At 60.2% G+C, this 22,886-nt stretch carries 23 protein-coding genes and 1 pseudogene; 13 read left to right on the forward strand and 11 right to left on the reverse strand.

Features of this window, described 5'->3' with window-relative positions; translation table 11 throughout:
• Positions 1 to 469 precede the first annotated feature (469 nt).
• The 4 genes and pseudogenes from P3T16_RS01440 to P3T16_RS01455 all read right to left on the reverse strand — a co-directional run bounded on the left by P3T16_RS01440 (position 470) and on the right by P3T16_RS01455 (position 4,443).
• Positions 470 to 901, reverse strand: coding sequence for a hypothetical protein (locus P3T16_RS01440; protein ID WP_429340905.1), 432 nt, complete (start codon positions 899 to 901; stop codon positions 470 to 472).
• 330 nt (positions 902 to 1,231) lie between these two features.
• Complete coding sequence (locus P3T16_RS01445; protein ID WP_429340906.1) at positions 1,232 to 3,004, reverse strand: SWIM zinc finger family protein; 1,773 nt, start codon at positions 3,002 to 3,004, stop codon at positions 1,232 to 1,234.
• 539 nt (positions 3,005 to 3,543) lie between these two features.
• Positions 3,544 to 3,975, reverse strand: a pseudogene (locus tag P3T16_RS01450) (plasmid partitioning protein RepB C-terminal domain-containing protein); the annotation flags it as partial.
• A gap of 81 nt (positions 3,976 to 4,056) precedes the next feature.
• Positions 4,057 to 4,443, reverse strand: a complete 387-nt coding sequence (locus tag P3T16_RS01455) for a helix-turn-helix domain-containing protein (protein WP_429340907.1) — start codon at positions 4,441 to 4,443, stop codon at positions 4,057 to 4,059.
• A gap of 121 nt (positions 4,444 to 4,564) precedes the next feature.
• On the opposite strand from P3T16_RS01455, the gene P3T16_RS01460 reads away from it, so the two are divergent.
• Together P3T16_RS01460 and P3T16_RS01465 are read left to right on the forward strand one after the other, a co-directional pair.
• On the forward strand, positions 4,565 to 4,984 hold the full coding sequence (locus P3T16_RS01460; RefSeq protein ID WP_429340908.1) for a hypothetical protein: 420 nt from the start codon (positions 4,565 to 4,567) through the stop codon (positions 4,982 to 4,984).
• A 37-nt stretch (positions 4,985 to 5,021) separates the two neighbouring features.
• Positions 5,022 to 5,468 (forward strand): hypothetical protein, encoded by a 447-nt coding sequence (locus P3T16_RS01465; protein ID WP_429340909.1) that lies wholly within the window; start codon positions 5,022 to 5,024, stop codon positions 5,466 to 5,468.
• An 8-nt stretch (positions 5,469 to 5,476) separates the two neighbouring features.
• Here P3T16_RS01465 and P3T16_RS01470 read toward each other — a convergent pair whose 3' ends face one another.
• Positions 5,477 to 6,103 carry an LPD7 domain-containing protein gene (locus P3T16_RS01470; protein ID WP_429340910.1) on the reverse strand — a complete coding sequence of 209 codons (627 nt, stop codon included), beginning with the start codon at positions 6,101 to 6,103 and terminating at the stop codon, positions 5,477 to 5,479.
• Positions 6,104 to 6,763: 660 nt separating this feature from the next.
• Between P3T16_RS01470 and P3T16_RS01475 the strand changes: the two genes are divergently transcribed.
• On the forward strand, positions 6,764 to 7,879 hold the full coding sequence (locus tag P3T16_RS01475; RefSeq protein ID WP_429340911.1) for a Fic family protein: 1,116 nt from the start codon (positions 6,764 to 6,766) through the stop codon (positions 7,877 to 7,879).
• 55 nt (positions 7,880 to 7,934) lie between these two features.
• Here the strand turns inward: P3T16_RS01475 and P3T16_RS01480 are convergent, their stop codons facing one another.
• Together P3T16_RS01480 and P3T16_RS01485 are read right to left on the reverse strand one after the other, a co-directional pair.
• Positions 7,935 to 8,177 carry a SymE family type I addiction module toxin gene (locus tag P3T16_RS01480; RefSeq protein WP_429340912.1) on the reverse strand — a complete coding sequence of 81 codons (243 nt, stop codon included), beginning with the start codon at positions 8,175 to 8,177 and terminating at the stop codon, positions 7,935 to 7,937.
• A 258-nt stretch (positions 8,178 to 8,435) separates the two neighbouring features.
• Positions 8,436 to 9,845: a dihydrolipoyl dehydrogenase gene (locus P3T16_RS01485; RefSeq protein WP_429340913.1), complete on the reverse strand. Its 1,410-nt coding sequence runs from the start codon at positions 9,843 to 9,845 to the stop codon at positions 8,436 to 8,438.
• Between the two features lie 191 nt (positions 9,846 to 10,036).
• Here P3T16_RS01485 and P3T16_RS01490 point away from each other — a divergent pair, with 191 nt between their 5' ends.
• From P3T16_RS01490 to grxC, 4 genes are all read left to right on the forward strand, one after another.
• The gene (locus P3T16_RS01490; protein WP_429255142.1) at positions 10,037 to 11,008 is read left to right on the forward strand and encodes an AraC family transcriptional regulator; all 972 of its coding nucleotides are present in this window, start codon (positions 10,037 to 10,039) and stop codon (positions 11,006 to 11,008) included.
• A gap of 239 nt (positions 11,009 to 11,247) precedes the next feature.
• Complete coding sequence (locus P3T16_RS01495) at positions 11,248 to 11,559, forward strand: DUF4148 domain-containing protein (RefSeq protein ID WP_429340914.1); 312 nt, start codon at positions 11,248 to 11,250, stop codon at positions 11,557 to 11,559.
• 50 nt (positions 11,560 to 11,609) lie between these two features.
• The gene (locus tag P3T16_RS01500) at positions 11,610 to 12,128 is read left to right on the forward strand and encodes a carboxymuconolactone decarboxylase family protein (RefSeq protein WP_429340915.1); all 519 of its coding nucleotides are present in this window, start codon (positions 11,610 to 11,612) and stop codon (positions 12,126 to 12,128) included.
• A 49-nt stretch (positions 12,129 to 12,177) separates the two neighbouring features.
• A complete protein-coding gene (gene grxC, locus P3T16_RS01505; protein ID WP_429340916.1) occupies positions 12,178 to 12,447 on the forward strand; it encodes a glutaredoxin 3 in 270 nt (89 codons plus the stop codon).
• 83 nt (positions 12,448 to 12,530) lie between these two features.
• On the opposite strand, the gene cynR is transcribed toward grxC, so the two are convergent.
• Positions 12,531 to 13,406 carry a transcriptional regulator CynR gene (gene cynR, locus P3T16_RS01510; protein ID WP_429340917.1) on the reverse strand — a complete coding sequence of 292 codons (876 nt, stop codon included), beginning with the start codon at positions 13,404 to 13,406 and terminating at the stop codon, positions 12,531 to 12,533.
• A 110-nt stretch (positions 13,407 to 13,516) separates the two neighbouring features.
• Here cynR and P3T16_RS01515 point away from each other — a divergent pair, with 110 nt between their 5' ends.
• Together P3T16_RS01515 and cynS are read left to right on the forward strand one after the other, a co-directional pair.
• Entirely contained in the window at positions 13,517 to 14,176 is a 660-nt protein-coding gene (locus P3T16_RS01515; protein WP_429340918.1) for a carbonic anhydrase, read from the forward strand.
• 46 nt (positions 14,177 to 14,222) lie between these two features.
• Positions 14,223 to 14,693 carry a cyanase gene (gene cynS, locus P3T16_RS01520; RefSeq protein ID WP_429340919.1) on the forward strand — a complete coding sequence of 157 codons (471 nt, stop codon included), beginning with the start codon at positions 14,223 to 14,225 and terminating at the stop codon, positions 14,691 to 14,693.
• A 56-nt stretch (positions 14,694 to 14,749) separates the two neighbouring features.
• Here cynS and P3T16_RS01525 read toward each other — a convergent pair whose 3' ends face one another.
• Entirely contained in the window at positions 14,750 to 15,610 is an 861-nt protein-coding gene (locus P3T16_RS01525) for an AraC family transcriptional regulator (RefSeq protein WP_429340920.1), read from the reverse strand.
• Between the two features lie 249 nt (positions 15,611 to 15,859).
• Between P3T16_RS01525 and eat the strand changes: the two genes are divergently transcribed.
• The 3 genes from eat to eutC are packed head-to-tail and all read left to right on the forward strand — an operon-like array spanning position 15,860 to position 19,497.
• A complete protein-coding gene (eat, locus tag P3T16_RS01530; protein ID WP_429255138.1) occupies positions 15,860 to 17,263 on the forward strand; it encodes an ethanolamine permease in 1,404 nt (467 codons plus the stop codon).
• A 48-nt stretch (positions 17,264 to 17,311) separates the two neighbouring features.
• Positions 17,312 to 18,712: an ethanolamine ammonia-lyase subunit EutB gene (locus tag P3T16_RS01535; protein WP_429340921.1), complete on the forward strand. Its 1,401-nt coding sequence runs from the start codon at positions 17,312 to 17,314 to the stop codon at positions 18,710 to 18,712.
• A complete protein-coding gene (gene eutC / locus P3T16_RS01540) occupies positions 18,709 to 19,497 on the forward strand; it encodes an ethanolamine ammonia-lyase subunit EutC (RefSeq protein ID WP_429340922.1) in 789 nt (262 codons plus the stop codon). Before P3T16_RS01535 ends, eutC begins: the two co-directional genes overlap by 4 nt.
• An 11-nt stretch (positions 19,498 to 19,508) precedes the next feature.
• On the opposite strand, the gene P3T16_RS01545 is transcribed toward eutC, so the two are convergent.
• On the reverse strand, positions 19,509 to 19,901 hold the full coding sequence (locus tag P3T16_RS01545) for a DUF779 domain-containing protein (protein ID WP_429255135.1): 393 nt from the start codon (positions 19,899 to 19,901) through the stop codon (positions 19,509 to 19,511).
• A 65-nt stretch (positions 19,902 to 19,966) separates the two neighbouring features.
• Positions 19,967 to 21,487, reverse strand: coding sequence for an aldehyde dehydrogenase (gene adh / locus P3T16_RS01550; protein ID WP_429255134.1), 1,521 nt, complete (start codon positions 21,485 to 21,487; stop codon positions 19,967 to 19,969).
• Positions 21,488 to 21,799: 312 nt separating this feature from the next.
• Here adh and P3T16_RS01555 point away from each other — a divergent pair, with 312 nt between their 5' ends.
• Positions 21,800 to 22,870, forward strand: coding sequence for a helix-turn-helix domain-containing protein (locus tag P3T16_RS01555; protein ID WP_429340923.1), 1,071 nt, complete (start codon positions 21,800 to 21,802; stop codon positions 22,868 to 22,870).
• The last annotated feature ends 16 nt before the right edge of the window (positions 22,871 to 22,886 follow it).

The following is a 22,886-nucleotide window of genomic DNA, read 5'->3' on the forward strand; positions in this document are numbered from 1 at the left end:
CTGACATGGATAGTGAAAAAAATCTGCTGGATTTTCGTGAGCCATGGTACCCGCTGCTCGAGTCTTTGATCGAGCTAAGTGGCCGCACGCGTGGACGTCAGTTATGCGACTGGCTGGGGCGAACGGTCAAGGAAGAGCGACGCTCTCTTACTCCGTAGCGCCAATATCCCAGTCATCCGCACCCCACCAAAAAGTTGAAAAGGTTACAAGCGATTCGCTTGTAACCTTTTTTGTTTCGCGGATTCGTCTTAACCGCATTGCACGCGGAATTGTTGAAGGTTGGGCCAGAGCTGCCTCCTTTAGTAAAACTAAGGACAGCATGCGAAATTTCGGCGCCCTCGGGCTGCACTCGTCCGGCGGGGCAACTGCGATTTTCACGATGGGCAAGAATCTCGCTCCATTTTTCTGCTCGGAGTATTACGCTTCGCGCGCCACCGAGAAGGCCGGAACAATGGCATTGCCCACGCCGTCACTCACCAAATTCGTGGTTCTTGAACTTCAATTGATTACAGTTCTCGCGGACAGACCGCTGCACTCCGTCATCGAAACCGCCGGGTGCTTCAGCCTCGATCTCCAACGACACACGAACTTTCACCCCAAGCCGCTGCGTGAACAACATCAGGACCTCCTCGGCCACGTCAGAGAACTGCAACTTGGCCTTGATCGGGTCGATATCCACGGTGCCGAAGAAAGTCGTCTTCTTGGCAGTCGCAGGGGGCTTGGAGGCGGGGGCAGTGTCACCACCGGAACTAGGCTCCACGCCGGAACCCGTTGAGCTGCTACCGCCGCCTGAATTACCTGATGCGCCAGTGCCCGAGGCCTCTCCCGTGGTCGGACGTTTGACAGCGGCCTCGCGCTCCGCGGCCTCTCGCGCAAGCGTGGCCTTGAACTCGGCGGCCACCTTGGGCTCGATCAGCAGGAGGGAGTCATCCAGGATGACGGTCGTTAGGCCTCAGTGTGAATCGACGGGGCGCATCTACGATGACCGCCAATGGACGGATACCTGGTCAGCACGCCCGCTCCCGCCGAAACTTTGGGAGCCAGCGCCGTGTGTACGATAGCCCGGCTCATCGAGGTGCCGCTCGTCGATGACAGGCACCATCCGTTCTTGCTGTCCAGCGACTCCTTCTCGACGTGCAACAATATGGGCGAATCAGCTCTGGTCGTTCGCCGCCGCGTTACCGCGCACGAATCCGTAGCCGGCAGATGCATCCATTTTCTGCGGGCGACTTCACGACAGTTTGGCGAGCAGCTTGATGAAGTTGCGCTTCGCGCGATACGCAGCCCGAATCTCCTCCAGTTCACTCGCGAACTCTGTACGTTCATCCACCCGCGCCCGCAGCATGCCGATAGCCCGCACGATTTCGAACGCCTCGTCATATCGGGCGTTGCGCGTACCGCCCTCGGCCGCTATTGGCAGCAGCCGGTGATACAGGGCGATGGCCTCGTGCGGATGAGTCTTGCCACGGACAGACGCCATTTCAGGCCATAGCTGCGTAGCGACCGGGCCGCCGGTGAATGTTTCCCATGCGACGTCGTTCTCCTTGCCAGCAAGAAAAATCCTGACCAGCTCGGTTCGCGTGCCGCGTTGCCAGACGCTGCGTTTCGATTTTGCGATTGCTTCCTCTTGGCTGACCAGCGCCCAGAGATGTTTGAGTGCACGCTCCCGGGTTTCTGCATATCTGCCGGTGAAAGTAGCGACCTCCATCAGAGCGGGGAATGCTTCAGCCGTCGGACGCATCTCGAAACGTCGCCACGCGTACGCATCGGCCTTGTCGAATTCGCTGCGCCGTAGATATGCGGCGATGCAGAAGTCGAGCAGGCGCTGGTCAAAGTTTTGACCCGACTCATCTATGCCGCGCTCTGCCCATGCCAGTCCGTCGTCCAGGCGACCGTGCTTCACACAAAGCTCCGCAACCAGCAGGAACCGGTACGGGCCCGACAGGTCCTTCGAGCGGATGCGGATGAGCGCGTCGACATCTCCGTCGAGTTCGGCCAGCGCGCCCATCGCATGTTCGAGCTGCATCCGCGGCGAGTCGTATGAGCGTCGATATTCCTTGCTCGGGACGAGTGTGGGTATCGCTTCCCATGCCTCGCTGACGAGTTCGCGATAGCGGCGCAACCCGCTCTCGCCGAGTGGCTCCGCGTACGCCGGCAGGACGTTGTAGAAGGTGTCCCACCTGCCTTCTGTCTGGAAGCGGAAGAGCCGCTCCGCAAGCTTCACCGGGTCGGGGCCAGTTACCTTGCAGGCATCGAGATGCACAGAGGCCAGTTCGAGAATCGACGGCATCACGTCGCCATTGGAGTCGTCAATCTGTTCAAGGCTCTTTTCCGCACCGGCAATCGCCAGCTCGCATAGCTCGACTACCTGTGCGGCGTGAGGTCCGGAAAGCCTTTGACGCAGCATGTCGGCCAGCGACATGAGCCCGTCGCCGTATGCGCCAGACTCCCGCCAGTCCAGCGGGCGTGAAATGCGCGTCGCCTGTTTGACGGCGGCCTTCATGCCGGACAGGTCGGAGGCCCCTGCCGCACGCGCAGCGAACAGCAGCTTGTCGCGCAGCGCAAGGTCCTGTTCGACGGCGTCCATCAACAACCCCTGAAGCGCGTCCCTACCTAACGTCGCCACATATTCCCGAATGACTTCCTCGTAGGTCTTCCGCTTCTTGCGCGGCTTCCCCGGCGCCAGCTCTTCGGCGTGAAACACCTCCTCACCGGAATTCTCGAGCCAGGAGAGCGCAACGGCAACAGCGTGCTTGCAGAAAACGCCATCGTCGCCTACGGGGCAGTTACAGTCGTATGCGAGTTCGCCATTGTCGAGGGCGAGTTCGACCCGGTAACGGTGTGTGCCGCGTACGGTCGCGCGAACCGCTTCGTCGCGCGCGTCCAGGCGGGAGACGACGCCATCGTGGAAATAAGCCTTGCCGCGCGCAAACGTCTTCGTGTCGGCCAGCGACTGGACTTCGGCAAGCGTGAGAACCTCGGAAAGCTTTGCAGACTTGGGCATCGGATGGCTGGTGAAAGACGGGAATTGCCGCGACGGGCGGCGCATAGGCACGATGATACGGCGATGGGCAAGCGGGCGCCCGATTTGGAACGTGTGCGTAATGGCCTGAACAACAACATCGTGCCCAGTTTGGCGTGGCTTTGCTTCAGCTTCTAGGTGGAACTCTGACGGCCTGACCAGCTAACGATGTGGCATCAAAGTTTCTTATCCAACCATAAATTCTTTTGCCCTGACTTCGGGGCTGGGTGGACCTAACCTATACGCTCATTTGACGGGACCGGACACCCAACGACCATGATTGAACTCACCGAAGAACAAATAGCCGACGGGGAACTCCGCAAGGCTGCTTATCATGAGGCAGCCCACAAAATGGTCTACGAACGATTCGGTGGTGCTGGTGACGCGGTCGTATGGAGAAACGAAAGCGGGAACCCGGAGAAGGAGGCGTGGCGCGGGCAGTTTCGTCCTCGCACCTGTCCCGAGGAGATGCGAGCCATTGCTCTCGCGTCGGGGTTTTCCGTTCCTGACCTACCTGCGAACTGGAAGGCGCTTATCGTCTCCACAATTGCCTCGAACTCGACCATAAGGTCGGGTTGTCGCTGCCGCAAATATTGCTGAGCGGATGCACTTCCAAGCATCTTGGCTAAATAACCCTTTGCGAGAACGAGATTGAGCACGCCTTGCCCGTACGTCTGCTCGACAAGTTTGTACTGCGCCTGCAGGCTGCTCATCTCCCGTTCCATCTTCGCCATCTGTTCCGGACTGACGCCGGTCAGCTTCGGCGGCTTCTTGCCATCGACGAGGCGAGCTGCGGGCGTCGCAACGAGTAGCGCTTCGGCATAGGACACGGTCACGTTGTTGGCCGCGATCATGAGCTCGGCGCATTCGACCTGCCGTGTTGGTTTCATTTTACGAATGGCCCGGACCAGCTCGGGCGAAAACTGCCGATCCTTCAAAAGCTCAGCAGCCTCGATACCCCAAAAATCAAGAGCGTGTTCCAGAAGGACTATCGGCTCTCGTGAGGCATCTGGTACCCCCGGAGCGCATCGCATTTACTCAGATGCCGCAGTATCCTCGACTTCCGCTCCACTCTCGGGCGGCGTACCGATGATTGTGCCCACCAGCGCCAACACCCCCCTCTTTTCCCGGGGCTTCAATTCACGATATCCCGCAAGGAGTCGTTCCTCATCGCTACCAAGAGCAAGGGTAGCAGGATCAGACGTGCGCCCGGTCAACAGATACAGGACATCGACGCCAACCTCTGCAATCCCTGCGAGGTAGCTGGCGTCCGGATACCTCAAGCCCTTCTCGTAAGTGAACTGCGCCTGCTTCTGGACCCCGCCGGCATTGGCAAATTCCGTCTGGTTCATGCGTAGACGCCGCCTCTCCTGCTTCAGGCGAATCGAGAAGTTATCCATTTGCATAATTTTTATTGACATAGACGTTTTCGATTACTAATCTATTGGATATACGCGACTGAGTACCAATGGTATCGCGCCGTGGGCGATACACGTCTGCTCACAACCCTGCTTTCATCGTCCCGCTGAGGAAAGAACATCCATGTCCGCCAACTACGAAATCCGTGGCGCACTGCCTGTCCGGGCCAGTTTCAGACACGCCCACGCACGGCGGCTCGCTGAAAGCCTCGCCAATCTGGCCGACGTCTACTTTGCAACTGACGCAGTTACCCATTCGCTCGTGTTACGCGTGCGCGGTGTCCTCTCGGAAGACGAACAGCAATCGATCGAAGATGCACTAGGACAGTTTTCACGCAAATGGGCCGTTGCCGGCGCAATCTTCAGCCGGCAGCGGTACGGCGAGCCGTCGTTCGTCCCCCTCGGGCTTACATCCCACGTCGAGTTGCTCGACGAACTCGCCGATCTGCACGTGCAACTGGACGCGCTACTAGCACGTCAGTCCTTCATTCTCGCCCGGTTCGGCAGAACGGACCTGCGGGCAGCAACAGAACCTGCTTGCTGATGACGAACATGACTTCAAGCGTACAAGGAGGCCTGCAATGGAGAAAGGGAACTATGTACTGTCAGGCTCGCTGCCCGTGCATGACGACCTGGAAACGGAACAGATCGAGCGGGTAAGGCGACACCTGAACGGCTTCGCCAAGGTGTATCTCGCACACGACGAAATCGCGCATACCGTGTCCCTGCATATCTCAGGCACGATGCTTCGGGACGACGCTCGTCTCATCGAGCAACGGATCGAAAAGTTTGCCGAGGAAAACGGCACCGCCGGCACCATCCTGCTAAGCGAATGGAACGGTCTGACGGGATGGCTTGTGGTGGGGATGAACTGGCACGTGCAGTGCCTTGTCAAGCTCGGCGCTGTGCAGGAACGATTCGCCAGGCTCGTGGAGCGCGATTTCGATTTTCTCGTGCGACTTGAACCCCCGAATGGGAGCGCCGTCAACCAGAGCCAGCCTCTGATGTGCGTTTCTGTCGCGACCTGAGCCGGCCACTACAGCTCCGGCCCGTCAGGCGATGGCATCGGTTTCGGCTCGGGCCTGGACTCTGGTGATCTGCTGGCCGTTCGCTGCGACGGCGTGGCCGAAGGGGTTTTCTGTGCCGTACGCGCCTGCTGTTGCTTTACCTTGACCAACTGCAATCGCCTTGCTTCCAACGTATCGTCATCGAACGTGATGTCCAGGCGCTGCGCAACAACCAGCACGGCGGTGCGCTCCCGGAAATCCTCACTGCCGCTCACGTCGATACACGGCCCGAACTTCTGGCGCGCGAACAGCAGGCCCGCCAGCATGATGTCCCACTGCGCAGCGTCCGAAGCGAACACGATACCCCAGCCCTCGTCGGTAAGCTGCCGCTCGCCCTGGCGCAGATAGTCCACATTGCAGGTCGCCATATTGACGCGCCAGGTCCAGTTCTCCATGACCTGTGCCCGCTTTGGCGGCAGGGGATCCATGTCATCCCCGAACATGCTGGTGATCCGGTTGCGGCGCTCCGGTTCCTGGGGCTGCTTGCGCCTGTGCCGCTCTGCATAGGCCCAGCCCCTAAGCTGCGCAATCGCAGCCTCGTCTCCCTGCCGCGCCATCATCTCGACCCATTCACGGTATGTTTGCGGTCGCGTCACAGCCTCGCGACGACGTCGCCAGAAAGACCGCCGCGTCGACACGTCGAGGCGTTCGTAACGCCGTGTACCTCGCGATGGGAACGATCGTAGCTACGCGACCGCGGTGTTGGATTGATGTTCTACTGGGACATGCACCAAGGCGCAGCCAACACAGATACACCGCAAGCATGCAGCACAACGGCACAACGCAACGATCTATTCATCACTCGCCCTGAGTGCCCGTTTGAAAAATCGGGGATGGGCGATTCTGCGTAACAACCGGCTACCCATTGCGATATGAATCATGGTGCGTAAGCCCGGTCCCGGCGCGTAAGCGTCGGGTGGGATCCTTGATGTAAATTCGAAGACCATAGGACCATCAGCAGCCAACGGCGCGGGCGCACCCGCTGGCGTTGCTGGGCGATCCGATGAAACTGCAAAAGTCGTCGGCCGCCACAGTGTGCGATCACGGCGGCGCGGCCACCGAAGCGCGCGACTCGATCGAGCTCAGATGATGGTTCTAGTGCAGCACGGCGACCGTAGACGGTGACGATCCAAGGCCGGCTAGGGCCAAGCGGCGAAGCATCAATCTAAAAGTCTTACGGGGATAGTCCGCCTATTCACCGCAAAATATGCGGAGAATAACTTGCGGATGCGGAGATTGACCCACATAATCTCCGCATGAAAAGCGGAGATTGGAGCTATATCTGGCAGGACCCTGATTGGCCGGAATGGCGATACGACCTGTCACGTCTCGCCCCTGCGCTGACGGACGCGTCACAGGCGCAGGGCCTGCTGCTAGGCCGTCTGGCCGATGTCGGCGTGGCCCTGCGCGACCAGGCCAGCCTCGCTGCGCTCACGGAAGACGTATTGAAAACGAGCGAGATCGAGGGCGAACGGCTCAATGCGCAATCGGTACGGTCTTCAATCGCGCGTCGCCTAGGCGTGGACATAGGAGCACTTGCTCCTGTCGACCGCCACGTGGAAGGCGTGGTCGAAATGGTGTTGGATGCCACGATCAGCAGCGCCGGTCCGATGACTGCCGACCGACTGTTCGCGTGGCACGCGGCGTTGTTTCCGACCGGTTTCAGCGGCATGTCCCGGATCGAGGTCGGCGCATGGCGCGACGACGCTAATGGCCCCATGCAGGTCGTGTCAGGGCCAATCGGCCGGCAACGCGTCCATTTCGAGGCGCCGCCCGCCGGTTGTCTGAGCGAGGAGATCACCCGCTTCCTCGAGTGGATCAATGACGATCCAGATCAGCCTGCGCTCATCAAGGCAGGACTCGCTCACCTGTGGTTTGTGACATTACATCCCTTCGACGATGGCAATGGCCGTATCGCACGAGCGATCGGAGACTTAATGCTCGCCCGCGCTGACGGCAGCCCGCAACGTTTCTACAGTCTCTCAGCGCAAATCCAGCGAGAGCGCAGCGCCTACTACGATGTTCTCGAACGCACTCAGAAAGGCTCGCTCGATATCACTGAGTGGCTGCTGTGGTTTTTGGAAACCCTGAACCGGGCGGTGGGAAACGCGCAGCAAACTGTCGATGCGGTGCTCGCCAAGACGCGCTTCTGGCAGCGCTGGGCGGGGACGCCATTGAATGAACGACAGGTGAAACTGCTTAATCGACTGTTGGACGGCTTCGAGGGGAAATTGACCAGCAGTAAGTGGGCAGCGATTGCGAAGTGCTCGCCGGACACCGCATTGCGCGATATCGGCGAACTTGTCGCGCTTGGCGCATTGCGTAAATCCGCTGCGAGTGGTCGGAGTACCGCATACGAGCTCATCAATTGATGCCTGCCTCGCGGCGCGAACCCCGGGTCGCCGGGTTCATTGTTCGCACCGATGTTCAGCCCGCAAGCGTGATAACAAGCTTCCCGCGCTGAACTTCGACCCGAATGCGGCTATTGATTTCAAACCCCGCCTTTTCTAGCCATCGCCCGGCGAGACGAATCCATGGCGCCGGCGGTAGATCATTGCGTGGCCGGTAGAAGTCCTGAACACTCCGGATCGGTCTCGGCCGTCTTTGTGACGAAATCGTCACGAAGCGTTCGGAAACAGGTGCAACTGTCTTATGATTGGCTTCAGCCATCGTCAACTCCTCAGATGAGTTGGTTGTGGTCAGCGGGTCGTGTGGGTTGCCGCCCATACGGCCCGCGCTTCTTCCCTTCCGGATGTACTCCGCCGCTGTACATTTCGGCTCGATCGATGACACTTACTAAGTCATCCGATGTATTTTCACGAAGTGAAAATCCGCAAACAATATGCCGAATGGCCATCGGATAGCGAAATCAGCCCAACTTCTTACTCTGGATCAAACGATCCTTAATGGAGAGAGTCGAAGCAGCACTCACTCACCCGCCCGCAATCCCGCCACCGCCCCCCGCAGCGCCGTCCTCAACCCCTCCTCAATCACCGGATGATAAAAAGGCATCTCCAGCATCGCATCGACGGTGAGCCTCATCTGCAGCGCCCACGCCAGCAGATGCGCGATATGTTCAGCATCCGGCCCGATCCACTCCGCGCCGACAAACTGCCTAGTGACCTTATCGACATAGACATGCATCAACCCACGATTGCGCAACATGATCCGGCTACGTCCCTGATCTTCAAAACTAACCTCACCGACCACAAACGAACCTGGCACCAGGTCAACAAACCGAGCACCAACCATCGCCACACCCGGATCCGAAAACACCACCGAAATCGGAGCACGCCGCACCAGCGGCACAACATCCGGAAACTTCGCAGCATTCATCCCAGCAGACCGCCCTTCATCAGCAGCCTCATGCAGCAACGGCAGCACGCCATTCACATCCCCAGCAATAAACACAGGATGCTTCCCGACCTGCAAAGTCAGCGGATCATAAACAGGCACGCCGTCCTTATCGAGAACCAGCGTCGTATTCTCCAGCGCCAACCCAGCAACATTAGCCCGCCGACCAGCCGTAAGCAGCACATAGTCAAACGTATCCTCGACCACCTGCTCAGAACCGGAACCAGCCCCAGTCCGATACCGCATCGTCACGCTGTCACCTTCACGCGAAACAGCCTCAACCTCGGCCCGAGCCTCAAACCGAAACTCACCCGCAAACACCTTCCCGGCATAGTCCTTAACAGCCGGATCACTCAACGGCCCAACCCGCCCACGCGCCCCAACAACCGTCACATCCACCCCCAACCGCGAAAGCGCCTGCCCCAATTCCAGCCCAATCACCCCAGCCCCCACAACAGCCACCTTCCGCGGCAAATCCTCCCACGCAAAAACATCGTCATTCACAATCGCCCGATCACCCAGCGCGCGATACATCTCTGGCACAAACGGCGACGACCCGGTCGCGATCACCACACTGCGCGCACGCACCCGCGTGTGATCGCCGACCTGCAACAACCCGTCATCGATAAATCGCGCATAACCGATAAGCCGATCCGCTTCAGGAATCGCCTCCGTGCTCTCGACCACAAAACCCACGAACCGGTCGCGCTCACCCTTCACACGCGCCATCACCTCGCGACCATCGATACGGATCGTCCCGTCGACATGCACGCCAAACGGCGCCGTCCGCGAAGCCGAATGCGCCGCTTCCGCCGCCGCGATGAGCAGCTTCGACGGCATACATCCCACGCGGGCGCAGGTCGTGCCGTACGGGCCGCCTTCGATGAGAATCGCGGACGCGCCCGCCGCCTTCGCCGCGCGGTACGCCGGCAGGCCGGCACTGCCGGCGCCAATAATCGCAACATCGGTTTGAACTGTTTTCATGACATCCTCAATTGGGTAGCGCATCGGGCCGGAATCCGGCCACAGGTCCGATCCACCTGGCCTCGCCGCCCATCACGACGGCCCACGCTCGCCTCAAGTAGAATCGGTTGGCATTGCATGGGGTCACTGTATGGCGGCGCGCTCCCGGCGCTAATCCTCAAACGACGCATAAACATGCTCAAGCGGCTCATATGGATCTGTTAAGTCGACTCCTTTCCCTGATGCCCGTCACCGGACGCCTCGACGTGCGCTGCCACTTCGGCGCGCCGTGGGCGATCGTCAAGGAGAAGTCGGGCGTCCGCGAGATCCCGTATCACGTGCTGCTGTCGGGCAACGCCATCGTCGAAGACGGCGTCGGTCCGCCCGAGCGGCTCGTGCCCGGCGACATCATCGTGTTTCCGGCCGGCGACGCCCACCGCATCCACGATGGCAGCGGCGAGACGCCGAGCCCCATGGCGCCGCGCCAGGGGCTCTCGTCGATGGTCCTCGAGAACGGCGGCGCCGGTGCCTCCGCCGACGTACTCTGCGGCCGCTTTCTGCTCGGCGCCGTCCCCGACAGACTGCTGCGCGACCATTTGCCCGGACGCCTGATCGTCCGCAGTGCGGGCCCGGGCAACGGTAAGGGCAGCGGCGATAACAGCGAAGGTGGGTCGTCCACGGCGGCCTCGCGTCTCACGCGCCTGATCGAGCTGATGCGAGAAGAAGCCACCGACGACGGGCCCGGCAGCGAGACGCTCGTGAGCCATCTCTCGGCGGCGTTGTTCGCGCTGACCTTGCGTTTCGCGAGCGAGCTTTCCGCACCACCGCACGGTCTGCTCGCGCTCGCTGGCCGGCCGCGTCTGCAGGCGGCGGTCTCGGCGATGTTCGAGACGCCCGGCGAGCCGTGGACGCTCGATCAACTCGCGTCGCTCTGCAACATGTCGCGCGCCACGTTCGTCCGGCAGTTCCAGGAAGCCATCGGCCGCTCCGCCACGGACGTGCTCACCGAAGTGCGCATGACGATCGCCGGCCGCACGCTGCTACAAACCACAACGCCCGTCGCCGAGATCGGCGAGATAGTGGGTTATCAATCGGAAGCCGCTTTCCAGCGCGTTTTCAAACGCCACATCGGCGTGACGCCGGCGCGCTGGCGCGCCTCCGGCGGCAACATCCGCGCGGAATAAACGACGGCCCTATGCGGGCCGTTGTTCTTCATCCCCTTCCTTCACGCAATGCGACGCACGCAATGCGTTAGCACACCTGCCGCATCCCGCTGTGTTGTTCCAACCGCCTGATCGCTCAAAACGGCTTTGAGCCGATTGAGCATTTTGATGAGCCGTCACGCTATTAACGATCGAGAGGCTGACTTCTATAGTTCATTCACGCCGTCACCGACGGAAACTCTTTCAAAGGTAGCCACATCATGAAACGCGTTCATCAAGCTCTTGTTCTCGCTGCTGCGCTTGCATTGCCGCTCGCGAGCCACGCCGAATCGACAATCACCCGCGCACAGGTCCGCGCCGATCTGATCGCAGCCGAACAGGCCGGCACGTATCCGATTAGCGACGCGCACTATCCGGACCCCGCATTGGGCCGCCCGGTCGCACGTCAGTCACAAAACGATGCATACGGTGCCTCGACACACGGCAGCTCTGCCTCAGGATTCAGCGTGGTGCGCACGCATCTCGCAGGCAAGCATGACGCGTCGTTCGATGACGTCTATCGCGGTCAATGAACTCATCAACCCCGAGGCGCAGCGCGCGTCGGGATATCAGGAAAATGAACATGTCACGTATCAAAGCACTGTCGATTGAACATTCGCCCGCCTCGACACAGGCGCCGTTGAAAGGCATCGAGAAAACGATGGGCTTTCTGCCGAACGTCTTCAGGACGCTCGCGAATTCACCGGTTTCGCTAAGCGGCTATTTGCAGCTTTCGCAGAATCTGTCGAAGGGCGAGCTGAGCCCGGTCGAACGCGAAATCATCGCGCTTGCTGTCGGCCAGGTGAACGAGTGTGAGTACTGCGTCTCCGCGCATGTGCTGTATGCGGCACGGCGCGATCTTTCGGACGAAGAGATTCAGGCGGCGCGCCGCGGCGAAGGCACCATCTTCGCTTCACTCGCGCACAAGGTCGCGACGCAACGCGGTCGCATCAGCGACGCCGATCTGGCCGCCGCGCGCGAAGCCGGTCTGTCCGATTCGCAGATCGTCGAGCTCGTGGTGAACGTCGCGCATCTGACCTTCACGAACTACGTCAACAACGTCGCGCAAACGGACGTCGATTTTCCGCTCGTCGAAGTTTGAAACCCGGACATTGCCCGATCATTCCGCTTAAAACCAGGAGGTAACCATCATGTCTTCAGTCACGATCTACTCCACGCCGACCTGCCCGTACTGTCTCGCAGCGAAGGCCCTGCTGCGTAGCAAAGGCGTGGAATATAACGACATCAGCATCGAAGGCGACCGTGACGCGGCCGTCGCGCTGGCAAAGAAAACCGGACGACGCACCGTTCCGCAGATCTACATCGGGGCAACACATGTCGGTGGATTCGATGATTTGTCGGAGCTGAACGAGAACGGCCGTCTGGACGCATTGCTTCGTCGCGAAGCAGCGCTTTCGTGATGTGCGCAAGTGGCGGTCAGGAAATCGAGCCTGACCGTATTTTTTGAAGCCCACGCGAAACGCGACGGACTATTTATCATTTCTCAGGCCGAGTTCACAGCCAGTTCAATAAAAGCTCTGCTCGCCGCCGTCCGGTAAGCGCCCTTGCGTTGTAGCAGCGCCGCTGTGCGTTGTGGCATCGCTGGCCGTAGCGCTATCGGATGCAGCCCTGTCTGCTCGCGTGCAATCGCGTCGGGCAAGAGGGTTGCAAGCTCACTGCGTCGGACGATTTCAATGATCGCGCTAATCGAGTTCGCCTCGATGGCGACCTGCGGCGTGATGTCGTGCTGCTGACAATACGCTTCGATGTGTCGACGCGTCGCGAAGTCGCGGCTCAACAACACCAGCGCTTCTTTCCCCAGATCTTTCACGCTTAACGGCGTATCCGAACCCGCAAGGCGATGCGATTCGCCGACCACCAGCGCCAGCGTTTCCGCAAACAACGCCTGACTCTCCACCTCCACTGAATGCGCGCCCGCAAACGCGATGCCGATATCGAGCGCGTCCTCTCCGAGAAGCGCCTCGATGCGGTCCTGCGTCATTTCTTCTACGCTGAGTGTGATGCCGGGATAGCGCGCGTTGAACTGCTGGATCAGCGGCCCGATGAGGTACGCGGTGAACGTCGGCGTCATCGCGAGGCGTAGCGAGCCGCGGCTGAGTGCCTGCACATCGTGAATCGCGCGTTTGCCTGCGTCCAGATCCTGCAGCGCGCGGCGCGCGTAGCTCACCCAGGCGTCGCCGGCGTCGGTGAGGCGGATGCTCCGGCCGGAGCGGTCCAGCAACTGCACGTTCAGCGTGTCTTCGAGTTGCCGGATCTGCTGCGACAGCGTCGGCTGCGAGACGTGCAACGCCTCGGCGGCGCGCGTGAAATTCTGGTGTTCAGCGACCGCCAGCAGGTAGCGGATGTGTCTCAGCAGCATGACGGCTCCAGCTATTGGTATTGCCTATAGCCAGAATAATAAACCGGTCTTGGACGCTATGGCTGAACGGGATCAAAGTAGCTCCATCGATCCACCAACGGACACTCATCATGCAAGACATCATCGACGGCTTTCTGAAGTTTCAACGCGACGCCTTCCCAATGCGCTCCGATCTTTTCAGGCGGCTCGCGACGGCGCAAAACCCCAAGGCTCTGTTCGTAGCGTGCTCGGACAGCCGTGTTGTTCCGGAACTGCTGACGCAGCGCGAACCGGGCGATCTGTTTGTGATCCGCAACGCCGGCAACATCGTGCCTTCGTATGGACCGGAACCGGGCGGCGTCTCGGCCACCGTCGAATATGCGGTCGCGGCGCTCGGCGTTACCGATATCGTCATCTGCGGCCATTCGGACTGTGGCGCGATGACGGCGATCTCCACCTGCAAGTGCCTCGATCACATGCCGGCCGTTGCTAACTGGCTGCGTCACGCGGATTCGGCCAAGGTCGTCAACGCGGCACGCACGCATGCATCGGATCACGACCGGTTGAACTCAATGGTCCGTGAGAACGTGATTGCCCAACTCGCCAACATCCAGACGCATCCGTCGGTTGCGCTCGCCCTTGAACAGGGACGACTGAATCTGCACGGCTGGGTCTACGACATCGAAAGCGGCTCGATCGACGCACTCGATGGCACCACACGCCGCTTCGTGCCGCTCGCGGCCAACCCGCAGACGCGTGCTACGCCGAACCGGCTCAGCCTCGCTGCCTGACTTCTTTTCGCTGCACCACACTTCAACCTGAACCAAAGGAACCATCATGACGCAATCCCAAACCTCCCAGGCCCGTCGCGAAGCGCTCACCGAAGCCATCATCGATGCCAAGTCGCGCCGCAATCTCACGTTCGCGCAACTGACCGAAGGCACCGGCCTGAGCATTGCCTTCGTCACCGCAGCACTGCTCGGCCAGCATGCACTGCCGGCCGATGCTGCGAAGCTGATCACCGAACGCCTCGATCTGAGCGCCGACGATACGCGTCTGCTGCAAAGCATTCCGTTGCGCGGCAGCATTCCTGGCGGCGTACCGACTGATCCGACGATCTATCGCTTCTATGAAATAGTCCAGATCTACGGTTCGACGTTGAAGGCGCTGGTGCACGAGCAGTTCGGCGACGGCATCATCAGCGCGATCAACTTCAAGCTCGACATCAAGAAGGTGGACGATCCGGAGGGCGGCTCGCGTGCGGTCATCACGCTCGACGGCAAGTATCTGCCGACCAAACCGTTTTGAACGCAATGTGCCTTCGCTAAAGGCGCTTTGACGCCAGAGCGAAGGCACCGCATCAATCAACGCAAGGGCAGACAGATATCCGTGAGCAGTTCAGAAGGCGGCGTGTCCTTCGGATTGTTGAGATACTCCTCGAAGCACGGCGCGTCGGCGGCTTCGCGGCCTGACTGCACGAGCCACACGCCATAAAGCCATTGATAAGCGGCCTGCATGTCACCGTACGGCCCTTTGTGGCGCAGCACCGCGTATTCACCGGCTGGTATCGACGTCATACTCACTGGCGCTGAAATCTCAACCCGACGCGGCAACACCACGCCCGCCCGCGATCGCAATTCCGCTTCTGGCACAACACCGGGATCGTCATAGAAGATGCCGACCATCCGCATCTCCGGCGAGAAAAGCCCGCGCGCAGCGATCCATCCGATCAACGTATCGAACGCCTTGCCGATCTGCATGTACGAGCCGGTATGTTCGACGGAAACCACCTCCATCACCGGCACCTCGCGAATCACTACGTCTCGCATCACCATTTGATCGCCTCCTGATTCAGCCGGCCTGAACCGGCGATGAGTGCCCGCCTTGCGAAACTGCGCGGGCGGCATGCCAAACACCGCGCTGAACGTCCGTGTGAACGACTGCAAGCTGCTATATCCCGACCGCTCCGCGATCTCGGCAATCGGCATCGACCCATTCGCCAGGTAACCAGCGGCACGATGCAGCCGCAGCCGCCGCACGGTCGTCGCTACGGTTTCGCCGTACATCGCCTGATAGATGCGATGCCAGTGATACGGCGACAGACACGCAATCTCCGCCAGCCTGTCGATATCGAGCGGTTCGTCGAGGTGATCGTAAATATGATCGAGCACACGATTAAGCCGTGTTTCGTAGCGCTGGCGGCTGCCGGGATCGTTCAGGGTCATATGAATAGAGACGAAAAGGCCACGCATCGAAAATTAGCACGGACCGGTTTACCAAATCCTGCGGACCTCGCAAACGCACGCGCGCAGTGCAAATCGCTTTATGCGGTAGGCACTTAATGCCAATAAACCTGCCGATCTTTGCCGATTTTCGATAACACCTCGATTATTGGCTTCCTACTATCGGTCGATGCCTGTCTGCTCGTGGTCCGCATGGGCGGTCCACGCGAGCGGTCAAACCAGGAGATCCCGATGAAAACAGAATCGAAGGGCCAGCATGTGGGCAAGGTCACGCATCACGAGTTGAATCAGACGCTCGGTACGTGGCAACTGTGGGGCATTGCGGTCGGCCTCGTGATTTCCGGCGAATATTTCGGCTGGAGCTACGGCTGGGCCAGCGCGGGCACGCTTGGCTTCGTCATCACGGCACTTTTCATCGCTGCGATGTACACGACGTTCATCTTCAGCTTCACTGAACTCACGACGTCGATTCCGCACGCAGGCGGCCCGTTTGCCTACGCGCGCCACGCTTTCGGCCCGACAGGCGGTTATATCGCGGGTGCGGCCACGTTGGTCGAATTCGTGTTTGCACCGCCCGCCATTGCCCTCGCGATCGGCGCGTATCTGCACGTGCAGTTTCCCGGTCTCGAACCGAAACACGCGGCCATGGGTGCGTATCTCGTCTTCATGGCACTGAATATCGTCGGTGTGCAGATCGCAGCGGCGTTCGAACTGTGCGTGACGCTGCTCGCGATTTTCGAGCTGCTGGTGTTCATGGGCGTCGTGTCACCGGGTTTCGAGTGGGCCAACTTCGCGAAGGGCGGCTGGTCCGGCGCGGATCACTTCAGCCTCGGCTCGTTCACCGGCATGTTCGCGGCGATTCCGTTCGCGATCTGGTTCTTCCTCGCGATTGAAGGCGTCGCAATGGCTGCCGAGGAAGCGAAAGACCCGAAGCGCTCGATCCCGATCGCGTACATCGCGGGCATCCTGACGCTCGTTGCGCTCGCAGTCGGCGTGATGGTGTTCGCGGGCGCCGCAGGCGACTGGACCAAACTCGCCAACATCAACGACCCGCTGCCGCAGGCGATGAAATTCATCGTCGGGGCGAACAGCGGCTGGATGCATATGCTCGTGTGGCTCGGCCTGTTTGGGCTTGTCGCGTCGTTCCACGGCATCATTCTTGGCTATTCGCGGCAGATCTTCGCGCTGGCGCGTGCGGGTTATCTGCCTGAGTGGCTTTCGAAGGTGCATCCGCGCTTCAAGACACCGCATCGCGCGATTCTGGCGGGCGGCGTGGTCGGCATCGCAGCGATCTACAGCGACGAGCTGATCCAGTTCGGCGGCCAGACGCTGACGGCGAACATCGTGACGATGTCCGTATTTGGCGCTATTGTGATGTACATCATCAGCATGCTGTCGCTGTTCAAACTGCGACGCACGGCGCCGGACATGGAGCGGCCGTTCCGCGCGCCGATGTTCCCGTTCTTCCCGGCGTTCGCGCTGGTGGCCGCAGTGATTTCGCTGGGGACGATGGTGTATTTCAACTTTCTCGTGGCAGTCGTGTTCGCGATCTTCCTCGTGCTCGGCTACCTGTACTTTCTGTCGACCCGTCGTCAGCGCGAAATCGCACCGGCGGATGTTCTGCTCGAAGACTGACGCGACAGGCAAAGCCGCTGCTTACGCAGCGGCGCAGGAGCAACGCAGATGAGCTATACGGAGACTATCGGCAGCCGCACTTACCGGTTCGCCGATCTGAAAACCCTGATGGCGAAGGCGAGCCCGCTGCGTTCCGGCGACCAGCTCGCCGGCATCGCGGCGGCGAGCGAAGAGGAACGCGTCGCCGCAAAAATCGCGCTCGCCGCGGTGCCGTTGCGCACGTTTCTGAACGAAGCGGTGATTCCGTACGAGAGCGATGAAGTCACGCGTTTAATTATCGACGATCACTCGCCCGAAGCCTTCGCCGAAATCGCGCATCTGACCGTGGGCGATTTCCGCAACTGGTTGCTGTCAAGCACGACGGATACCGCAGCGCTTACACGGATCACTGCGGGACTTACGCCGGAGATGGTTGCGGCGGTTTCGAAGCTGATGCGCAATCAGGACCTGATCGCGGCGGCGCGCAAGCGTCCGGTGATTACGCGCTTTCGCAACACGGTTGGTTTGCCGGGGCACATGTCGGTGCGCCTGCAACCCAATCATGCGACCGACAACGTCAAGGGCATTGCAGCCTCGATGCTCGACGGCCTGATGTATGGCTGCGGCGACGCGATGATTGGCATCAATCCCGCCACCGACAGCCTCGCTGCGATCACGATGCTGCTGCGCATGGTCGACGATTTTCGTCAGCGCTATCAGGTGCCGACGCAGTCATGCGTACTCACACACGTCACCAACACGATTGCCGCGATAGAGAAGGGCGCGCCGGTCGATCTCGTGTTCCAGTCGATTGCGGGTACGGAGAAAGCGAACTCGGGTTTTGGCATTACGCTCGCCTTGCTGCAGGAAGGGTACGAAGCGGGTTTGTCGCTTAAGCGCGGAACCGTTGGCAATAACCTGATGTATTTCGAAACCGGGCAGGGTAGCGCGCTGTCGGCGAATGCAAATCACGACGTCGATCAGCAGACGTGCGAAGTGCGCGCGTATGCGGTGGCGCGCAAGTTCAATCCGTTTCTCGTCAATACCGTGGTTGGGTTTATCGGGCCCGAGTATCTGTACGACGGCAAGCAGATTACGCGCGCGGGTCTCGAAGATCATTTCTGCGGCAAGATGCTGGGTGTGCCGATGGGCTGCGATATCTGTTACACGAACCACGCCGAAGCCGATCAGGACGACATGGATAACCTGCTGACGCTGCTAGGCGTTGCGGGCATCAACTTCATCATGGGCGTGCCGGGCGCGGACGATGTGATGCTCAACTATCAGAGCACGTCGTTCCATGACGCCTTATACGTACGCGATGTCCTGGGCCTGCGACGCGCACCGGAATTCGAAGAATGGCTTGAGTCGATGCAGATCGCCGACACGCGAGGCGCGTTGCTGAGCGCATCCTTACGTCAGCCGCTGCTGCAAGGCGCGAAGGACTGGATGGGAGCCGACATCACATGAGCGACTTCCTCGAAAAAAATCCGTGGAATGCGTTGCGCGAATTCACCAACGCACGCATTGCGCTGGGTCGCGCCGGAAACAGCCTGCCGACGGCGCCGCTGCTTGCATTCAACCTTTCGCACGCACAGGCGCGCGACGCCGTGCATCATCCGCTCGACGTCGACGTGTTGCATGAACAGTTGCGCGCGCATGGCTTTACGTCGCTCGATGTACATAGCGCCGCGCCGGATCGCGAGCATTATCTGCGGCGGCCCGATCTTGGGCGACGTTTGGCCGATGACAGTCGTGAGGCTTTAGCGAAGGTGACGATCGAGCCACCTGAAGTGGTGTTCGTGATTGCAGACGGTCTGTCGGCATTCGCTGCGTCGCGGCAGTCGTTACCTTTGTTGCAGGCGGTATGTTCGCGACTCACGGACTGGAAAATCGGCCCCGTAGTGGTCGCACGACAGGGAAGAGTCGCACTCGGCGACGAAATCGGTGAGCTCTTGAAAGCAAAGCTGGTGGTGATGCTGATCGGCGAGCGACCCGGGCTCAGTTCGCCCGACAGTCTCGGCATCTATCTAACCTACGCGCCGAAAGTGGGTTGCAGCGATGCGCAACGCAACTGCATCTCAAACGTGCGTCCCGAAGGGCTGCCGTACGACGCCGCCGCGCACAAGCTGCACTATCTGCTGACGCATGCGCGTCGCTTGGGTCTAACGGGCGTCGGTCTCAAAGACGACAGCGACGCATTGCTCGAACAAGCCGCGGCGACGGCGGCCGTTCCAGCGCCGCCATCCACCTGAGTTAAACAGAATCAGGCATCCGCGCGATCAACCGGATGCCTTTCGAGCCACGCATTCTCCGCATCTTCAAACAGACGTGACCGCGTCAGAAAACGCATCCCCGTCGGCCGTTCGAGCGAGAACATACCGCCATTTCCCGGCACGACGTCGATGATCAACTGCGTGTGCTGCCAGTACTCGAACTGCGATTCGCTCATATAGAACGGCACGCCGGCAATCAAACCGAGCCGCACATCCGATCCGCCGACCACAAACTCTGAAGCAGGAAAGCACATAGGCGCACTGCCGTCGCAACAACCGCCTGATTGATGAAAGAGGATCGGGCCATGTTCTGCACCGAGCTGTTGAATCAACGCTTCTGCAGCGGGTGTTGCGATCACGCGTGCTACACCATCCTCAACCATGACGTTTCTCCAGTGAAAAAAAGGGCGAACCGCAACCATGCGGCTCGCCCGCAGGAGCGTCGAGCTCAGAAGAAGCCGAGCGGCTTCTCGCTGTAGCTGACGAGGAGATTCTTGGTTTGCTGATAGTGGTCCAGCATCATCTTGTGATTCTCGCGACCGATGCCCGACTGCTTGTAGCCGCCGAATGCTGCGTGCGCCGGATACGCGTGATAGCAGTTAGTCCACACACGTCCGGCCTGAATCTGCCGGCCGAAGCGATACGCGCGCGTGCCATCGCGTGTCCAGACACCTGCGCCGAGCCCGTAAAGCGTGTCGTTGGCGATTTCCAGGGCTTCGTCTTCGTTCTTGAACGTGGTGACTGAAACCACAGGTCCGAAGATTTCTTCCTGGAAGATGCGCATCTTGTTGTGCCCTTTGAACACCGTCGGCTTCACGTAATAGCCTTTGCTCAATTCACCGCTGAGCGAGTTACGTTCGCCACCGATCAAACACTGGGCGCCCTCCTGCTTGCCGAGATCGACATACGACAGGATCTTTTCCAGCTGTTCCTGTGAAGCCTGCGCGCCGATCATCGTCTTGGTATCGAGCGGATGGCCTTGCGTGATCGCAGCGACACGCTTGAGCGCACGTTCCATGAAGCGGTCATAGATCTTTTCATCGACCAGCACGCGCGACGGACACGTACACACTTCGCCCTGATTCAGCGCGAACATCGCGAAGCCTTCGAGCGCCTTGTCGAAATAGCTGTCGTCGTGATCCATCACATCGGCGAAGAAGATGTTCGGGCTCTTGCCACCGAGTTCAAGCGTCACCGGGATGATGTTCTGGCTCGCGTACTGCATGATGAGGCGACCAGTTGTGGTTTCACCCGTGAACGCAATCTTCGCGATGCGCTTGTTCGAAGCCAGCGGCTTGCCTGCTTCGAGACCAAAGCCGTTCACAACATTCAACACGCCGGGCGGCAGCAGATCCTGAATCAGTTCGACCAGTACGAGAATCGAAGCGGGTGTCTGCTCGGCCGGCTTGAGCACCACGCAGTTGCCCGCCGCGAGTGCGGGCGCAAGCTTCCATACCGCCATCAGGATCGGGAAATTCCACGGAATGATCTGACCGACGACGCCTAGCGGCTCATGAAAGTGATACGCAACGGTATCTTCATCGATCTGCGAAATCGAGCCTTCCTGCGCACGCGCGCAGCCCGCGAAATAGCGGAAGTGATCAATGGCGAGCGGAATGTCGGCGGCCATCGTTTCGCGTAGCGGCTTGCCGTTGTCGATCGTCTCGGCGACGGCGATGCGTTGCAGGTTCGCCTCCATGCGATCGGCGATGCGGTTGAGGATGTTCGCGCGTTCGGTCGTCGACGTTTTGCCCCACGCGGTTTTCGCGCGATGCGCGGCGTCGAGCGCGAGTTCGATATCGGCTTCGCGTGAGCGGGGAATCGATGTGAACGGCTCGCCCGTGATCGGCGAGATGTTGTCGAAGTACTCGCCGCCAACGGGCTTCACCCACTCGCCGCCGATGAAGTTTGCATACTGCTTCTTGTACGGGAATTCGGTGGTCAGGAACTGCATCTCTGCATGGTTCATCTGTGTGCTCCTCACATGTGTGTGATGGTTTATCGTCGGTGCGCTGGATTGCTGGCCGCGAGTCGAATACGCCAGAAGCGTGCCAGTGAGACGATCGACGTGATTCATGCGTATGCAAGGGGCACTGCGACGGCGCATGCGACCTGCCACGCACATTGCAAGCAAAATCGCCGCGCCAGTTCTGAACAGACGCCGGGACACCTGTTCAGGACTTGAACAACGCATGTGTTCGTCTCGTGGCACATGTCTGGCAGCACAAACGGCACGGGATTTGCGTTCTAATTGCGATTCCCCATTCGCGGCAGATCCGATATGACGCGTCATCTCTCACCCGCCGGTCTGGAAGACGACTCAGGCGCAGCCCTCACACTCGATGAAACCCTTCGCGTGCATACCTGCATCGCGCACGATGCCGACGAGCAGGCGCGCAATCTCCATGGCTGGACGCAGACCTACGATCAGCTTACAGCGGGTAGCTTCATCGGCACGCTGACGGAGCTGTCGCTCGATCACATGCATGTGTTCTGTGAGACGACGAGTCACACGTTGCGGCAAACGTGCGAAGTGCCGTCGGACGCGTACTGGTTTGGGATTCCCGTGCTGCGCGATGTGACGGGACGCATCGACGCCAACGTTATCGCTGACGATGCAATGGCGTTTCGTCCGGGGGGAATCGAATTCGAGTTGATCACGCCTGCGGGCTATGCGATTTTCGGCGTGGTGGTGAAGCGTGAGGTACTGCGGCGCTATGCGGCCGAAGTCGAGCACCTTGGGCTTATCGATCATCTGCCGGAGACGGAAGTCGTAGCAATCGGCGAGGCGCGTAAAGCGCGGCTGTGCGCGTTACTGCGCCACATTCTCGCGGATGGCGCGAATTGCGCTACGCCGCTCACGGGTTTCGCGCGCAATGCGCTGGAATCGTCGGTGCTGGCTTCGTTGTTCGATCTCTGCGCGCAACCGCATGTCGAACCGGGCGCCATTCCAACGAAGCCGCGCCGGCAGTGGATCGTCTCCGAAGCGCGTGAGTATGTGCTGGCGAATCGCGAACGTCCGGTCGGCGTGCCGGAATTGTGCGACCAGCTGCACGTGAGCCGCAGGACGCTGCAGTACTGCTTTCAGGACGTGCTCGGCATGGCGCCGGCCACGTATCTGCGGACGATCCGCCTCAACGGCGCACGGCGTGAGCTATGCGAAGCGGCCCGTGCATCGCGTTCGGTGCAGGATGTGGCCGCCGCGTGGGGCTTCTGGCATCTGAGCCAGTTCGCGACGGACTACCGGAAGCTCTTCGGCAAGCGTCCGTCGGATACGTTGAAGGAGGCGGCTTTGGGCCGTAGCGAAGCCGATGCGTTGAATGCCAGCCGGGAGGCAACAGCAACGCATTGAACCGAAGCGAACGAAC

It is taken from the genome of Paraburkholderia sp. GAS42 (genome assembly GCF_050436565.1).
In the GTDB taxonomy this organism is placed as follows: Bacteria; Pseudomonadota; Gammaproteobacteria; order Burkholderiales; family Burkholderiaceae; genus Paraburkholderia.

Coding starts and splice junctions, on each gene's coding strand:
- P3T16_RS01445 (WP_429340906.1), bottom strand. CDS start 3,004: ATGCCCAAGTCTGCAAAGCTTTCCGAGGTTCTCACGCTTGCCGAAGTC.
- P3T16_RS01455 (WP_429340907.1), bottom strand. CDS start 4,443: ATGTCAATAAAAATTATGCAAATGGATAACTTCTCGATTCGCCTGAAG.
- P3T16_RS01460 (WP_429340908.1), top strand. CDS start 4,565: ATGTCCGCCAACTACGAAATCCGTGGCGCACTGCCTGTCCGGGCCAGT.
- P3T16_RS01465 (WP_429340909.1), top strand. CDS start 5,022: ATGGAGAAAGGGAACTATGTACTGTCAGGCTCGCTGCCCGTGCATGAC.
- P3T16_RS01475 (WP_429340911.1), top strand. CDS start 6,764: ATGAAAAGCGGAGATTGGAGCTATATCTGGCAGGACCCTGATTGGCCG.
- P3T16_RS01480 (WP_429340912.1), bottom strand. CDS start 8,177: ATGGCTGAAGCCAATCATAAGACAGTTGCACCTGTTTCCGAACGCTTC.
- P3T16_RS01485 (WP_429340913.1), bottom strand. CDS start 9,845: ATGAAAACAGTTCAAACCGATGTTGCGATTATTGGCGCCGGCAGTGCC.
- P3T16_RS01490 (WP_429255142.1), top strand. CDS start 10,037: ATGGATCTGTTAAGTCGACTCCTTTCCCTGATGCCCGTCACCGGACGC.
- P3T16_RS01495 (WP_429340914.1), top strand. CDS start 11,248: ATGAAACGCGTTCATCAAGCTCTTGTTCTCGCTGCTGCGCTTGCATTG.
- P3T16_RS01500 (WP_429340915.1), top strand. CDS start 11,610: ATGTCACGTATCAAAGCACTGTCGATTGAACATTCGCCCGCCTCGACA.
- grxC (WP_429340916.1), top strand. CDS start 12,178: ATGTCTTCAGTCACGATCTACTCCACGCCGACCTGCCCGTACTGTCTC.
- cynR (WP_429340917.1), bottom strand. CDS start 13,406: ATGCTGCTGAGACACATCCGCTACCTGCTGGCGGTCGCTGAACACCAG.
- P3T16_RS01515 (WP_429340918.1), top strand. CDS start 13,517: ATGCAAGACATCATCGACGGCTTTCTGAAGTTTCAACGCGACGCCTTC.
- cynS (WP_429340919.1), top strand. CDS start 14,223: ATGACGCAATCCCAAACCTCCCAGGCCCGTCGCGAAGCGCTCACCGAA.
- P3T16_RS01525 (WP_429340920.1), bottom strand. CDS start 15,610: ATGACCCTGAACGATCCCGGCAGCCGCCAGCGCTACGAAACACGGCTT.
- eat (WP_429255138.1), top strand. CDS start 15,860: ATGAAAACAGAATCGAAGGGCCAGCATGTGGGCAAGGTCACGCATCAC.
- P3T16_RS01535 (WP_429340921.1), top strand. CDS start 17,312: ATGAGCTATACGGAGACTATCGGCAGCCGCACTTACCGGTTCGCCGAT.
- eutC (WP_429340922.1), top strand. CDS start 18,709: ATGAGCGACTTCCTCGAAAAAAATCCGTGGAATGCGTTGCGCGAATTC.
- P3T16_RS01545 (WP_429255135.1), bottom strand. CDS start 19,901: ATGGTTGAGGATGGTGTAGCACGCGTGATCGCAACACCCGCTGCAGAA.
- adh (WP_429255134.1), bottom strand. CDS start 21,487: ATGAACCATGCAGAGATGCAGTTCCTGACCACCGAATTCCCGTACAAG.
- P3T16_RS01555 (WP_429340923.1), top strand. CDS start 21,800: ATGACGCGTCATCTCTCACCCGCCGGTCTGGAAGACGACTCAGGCGCA.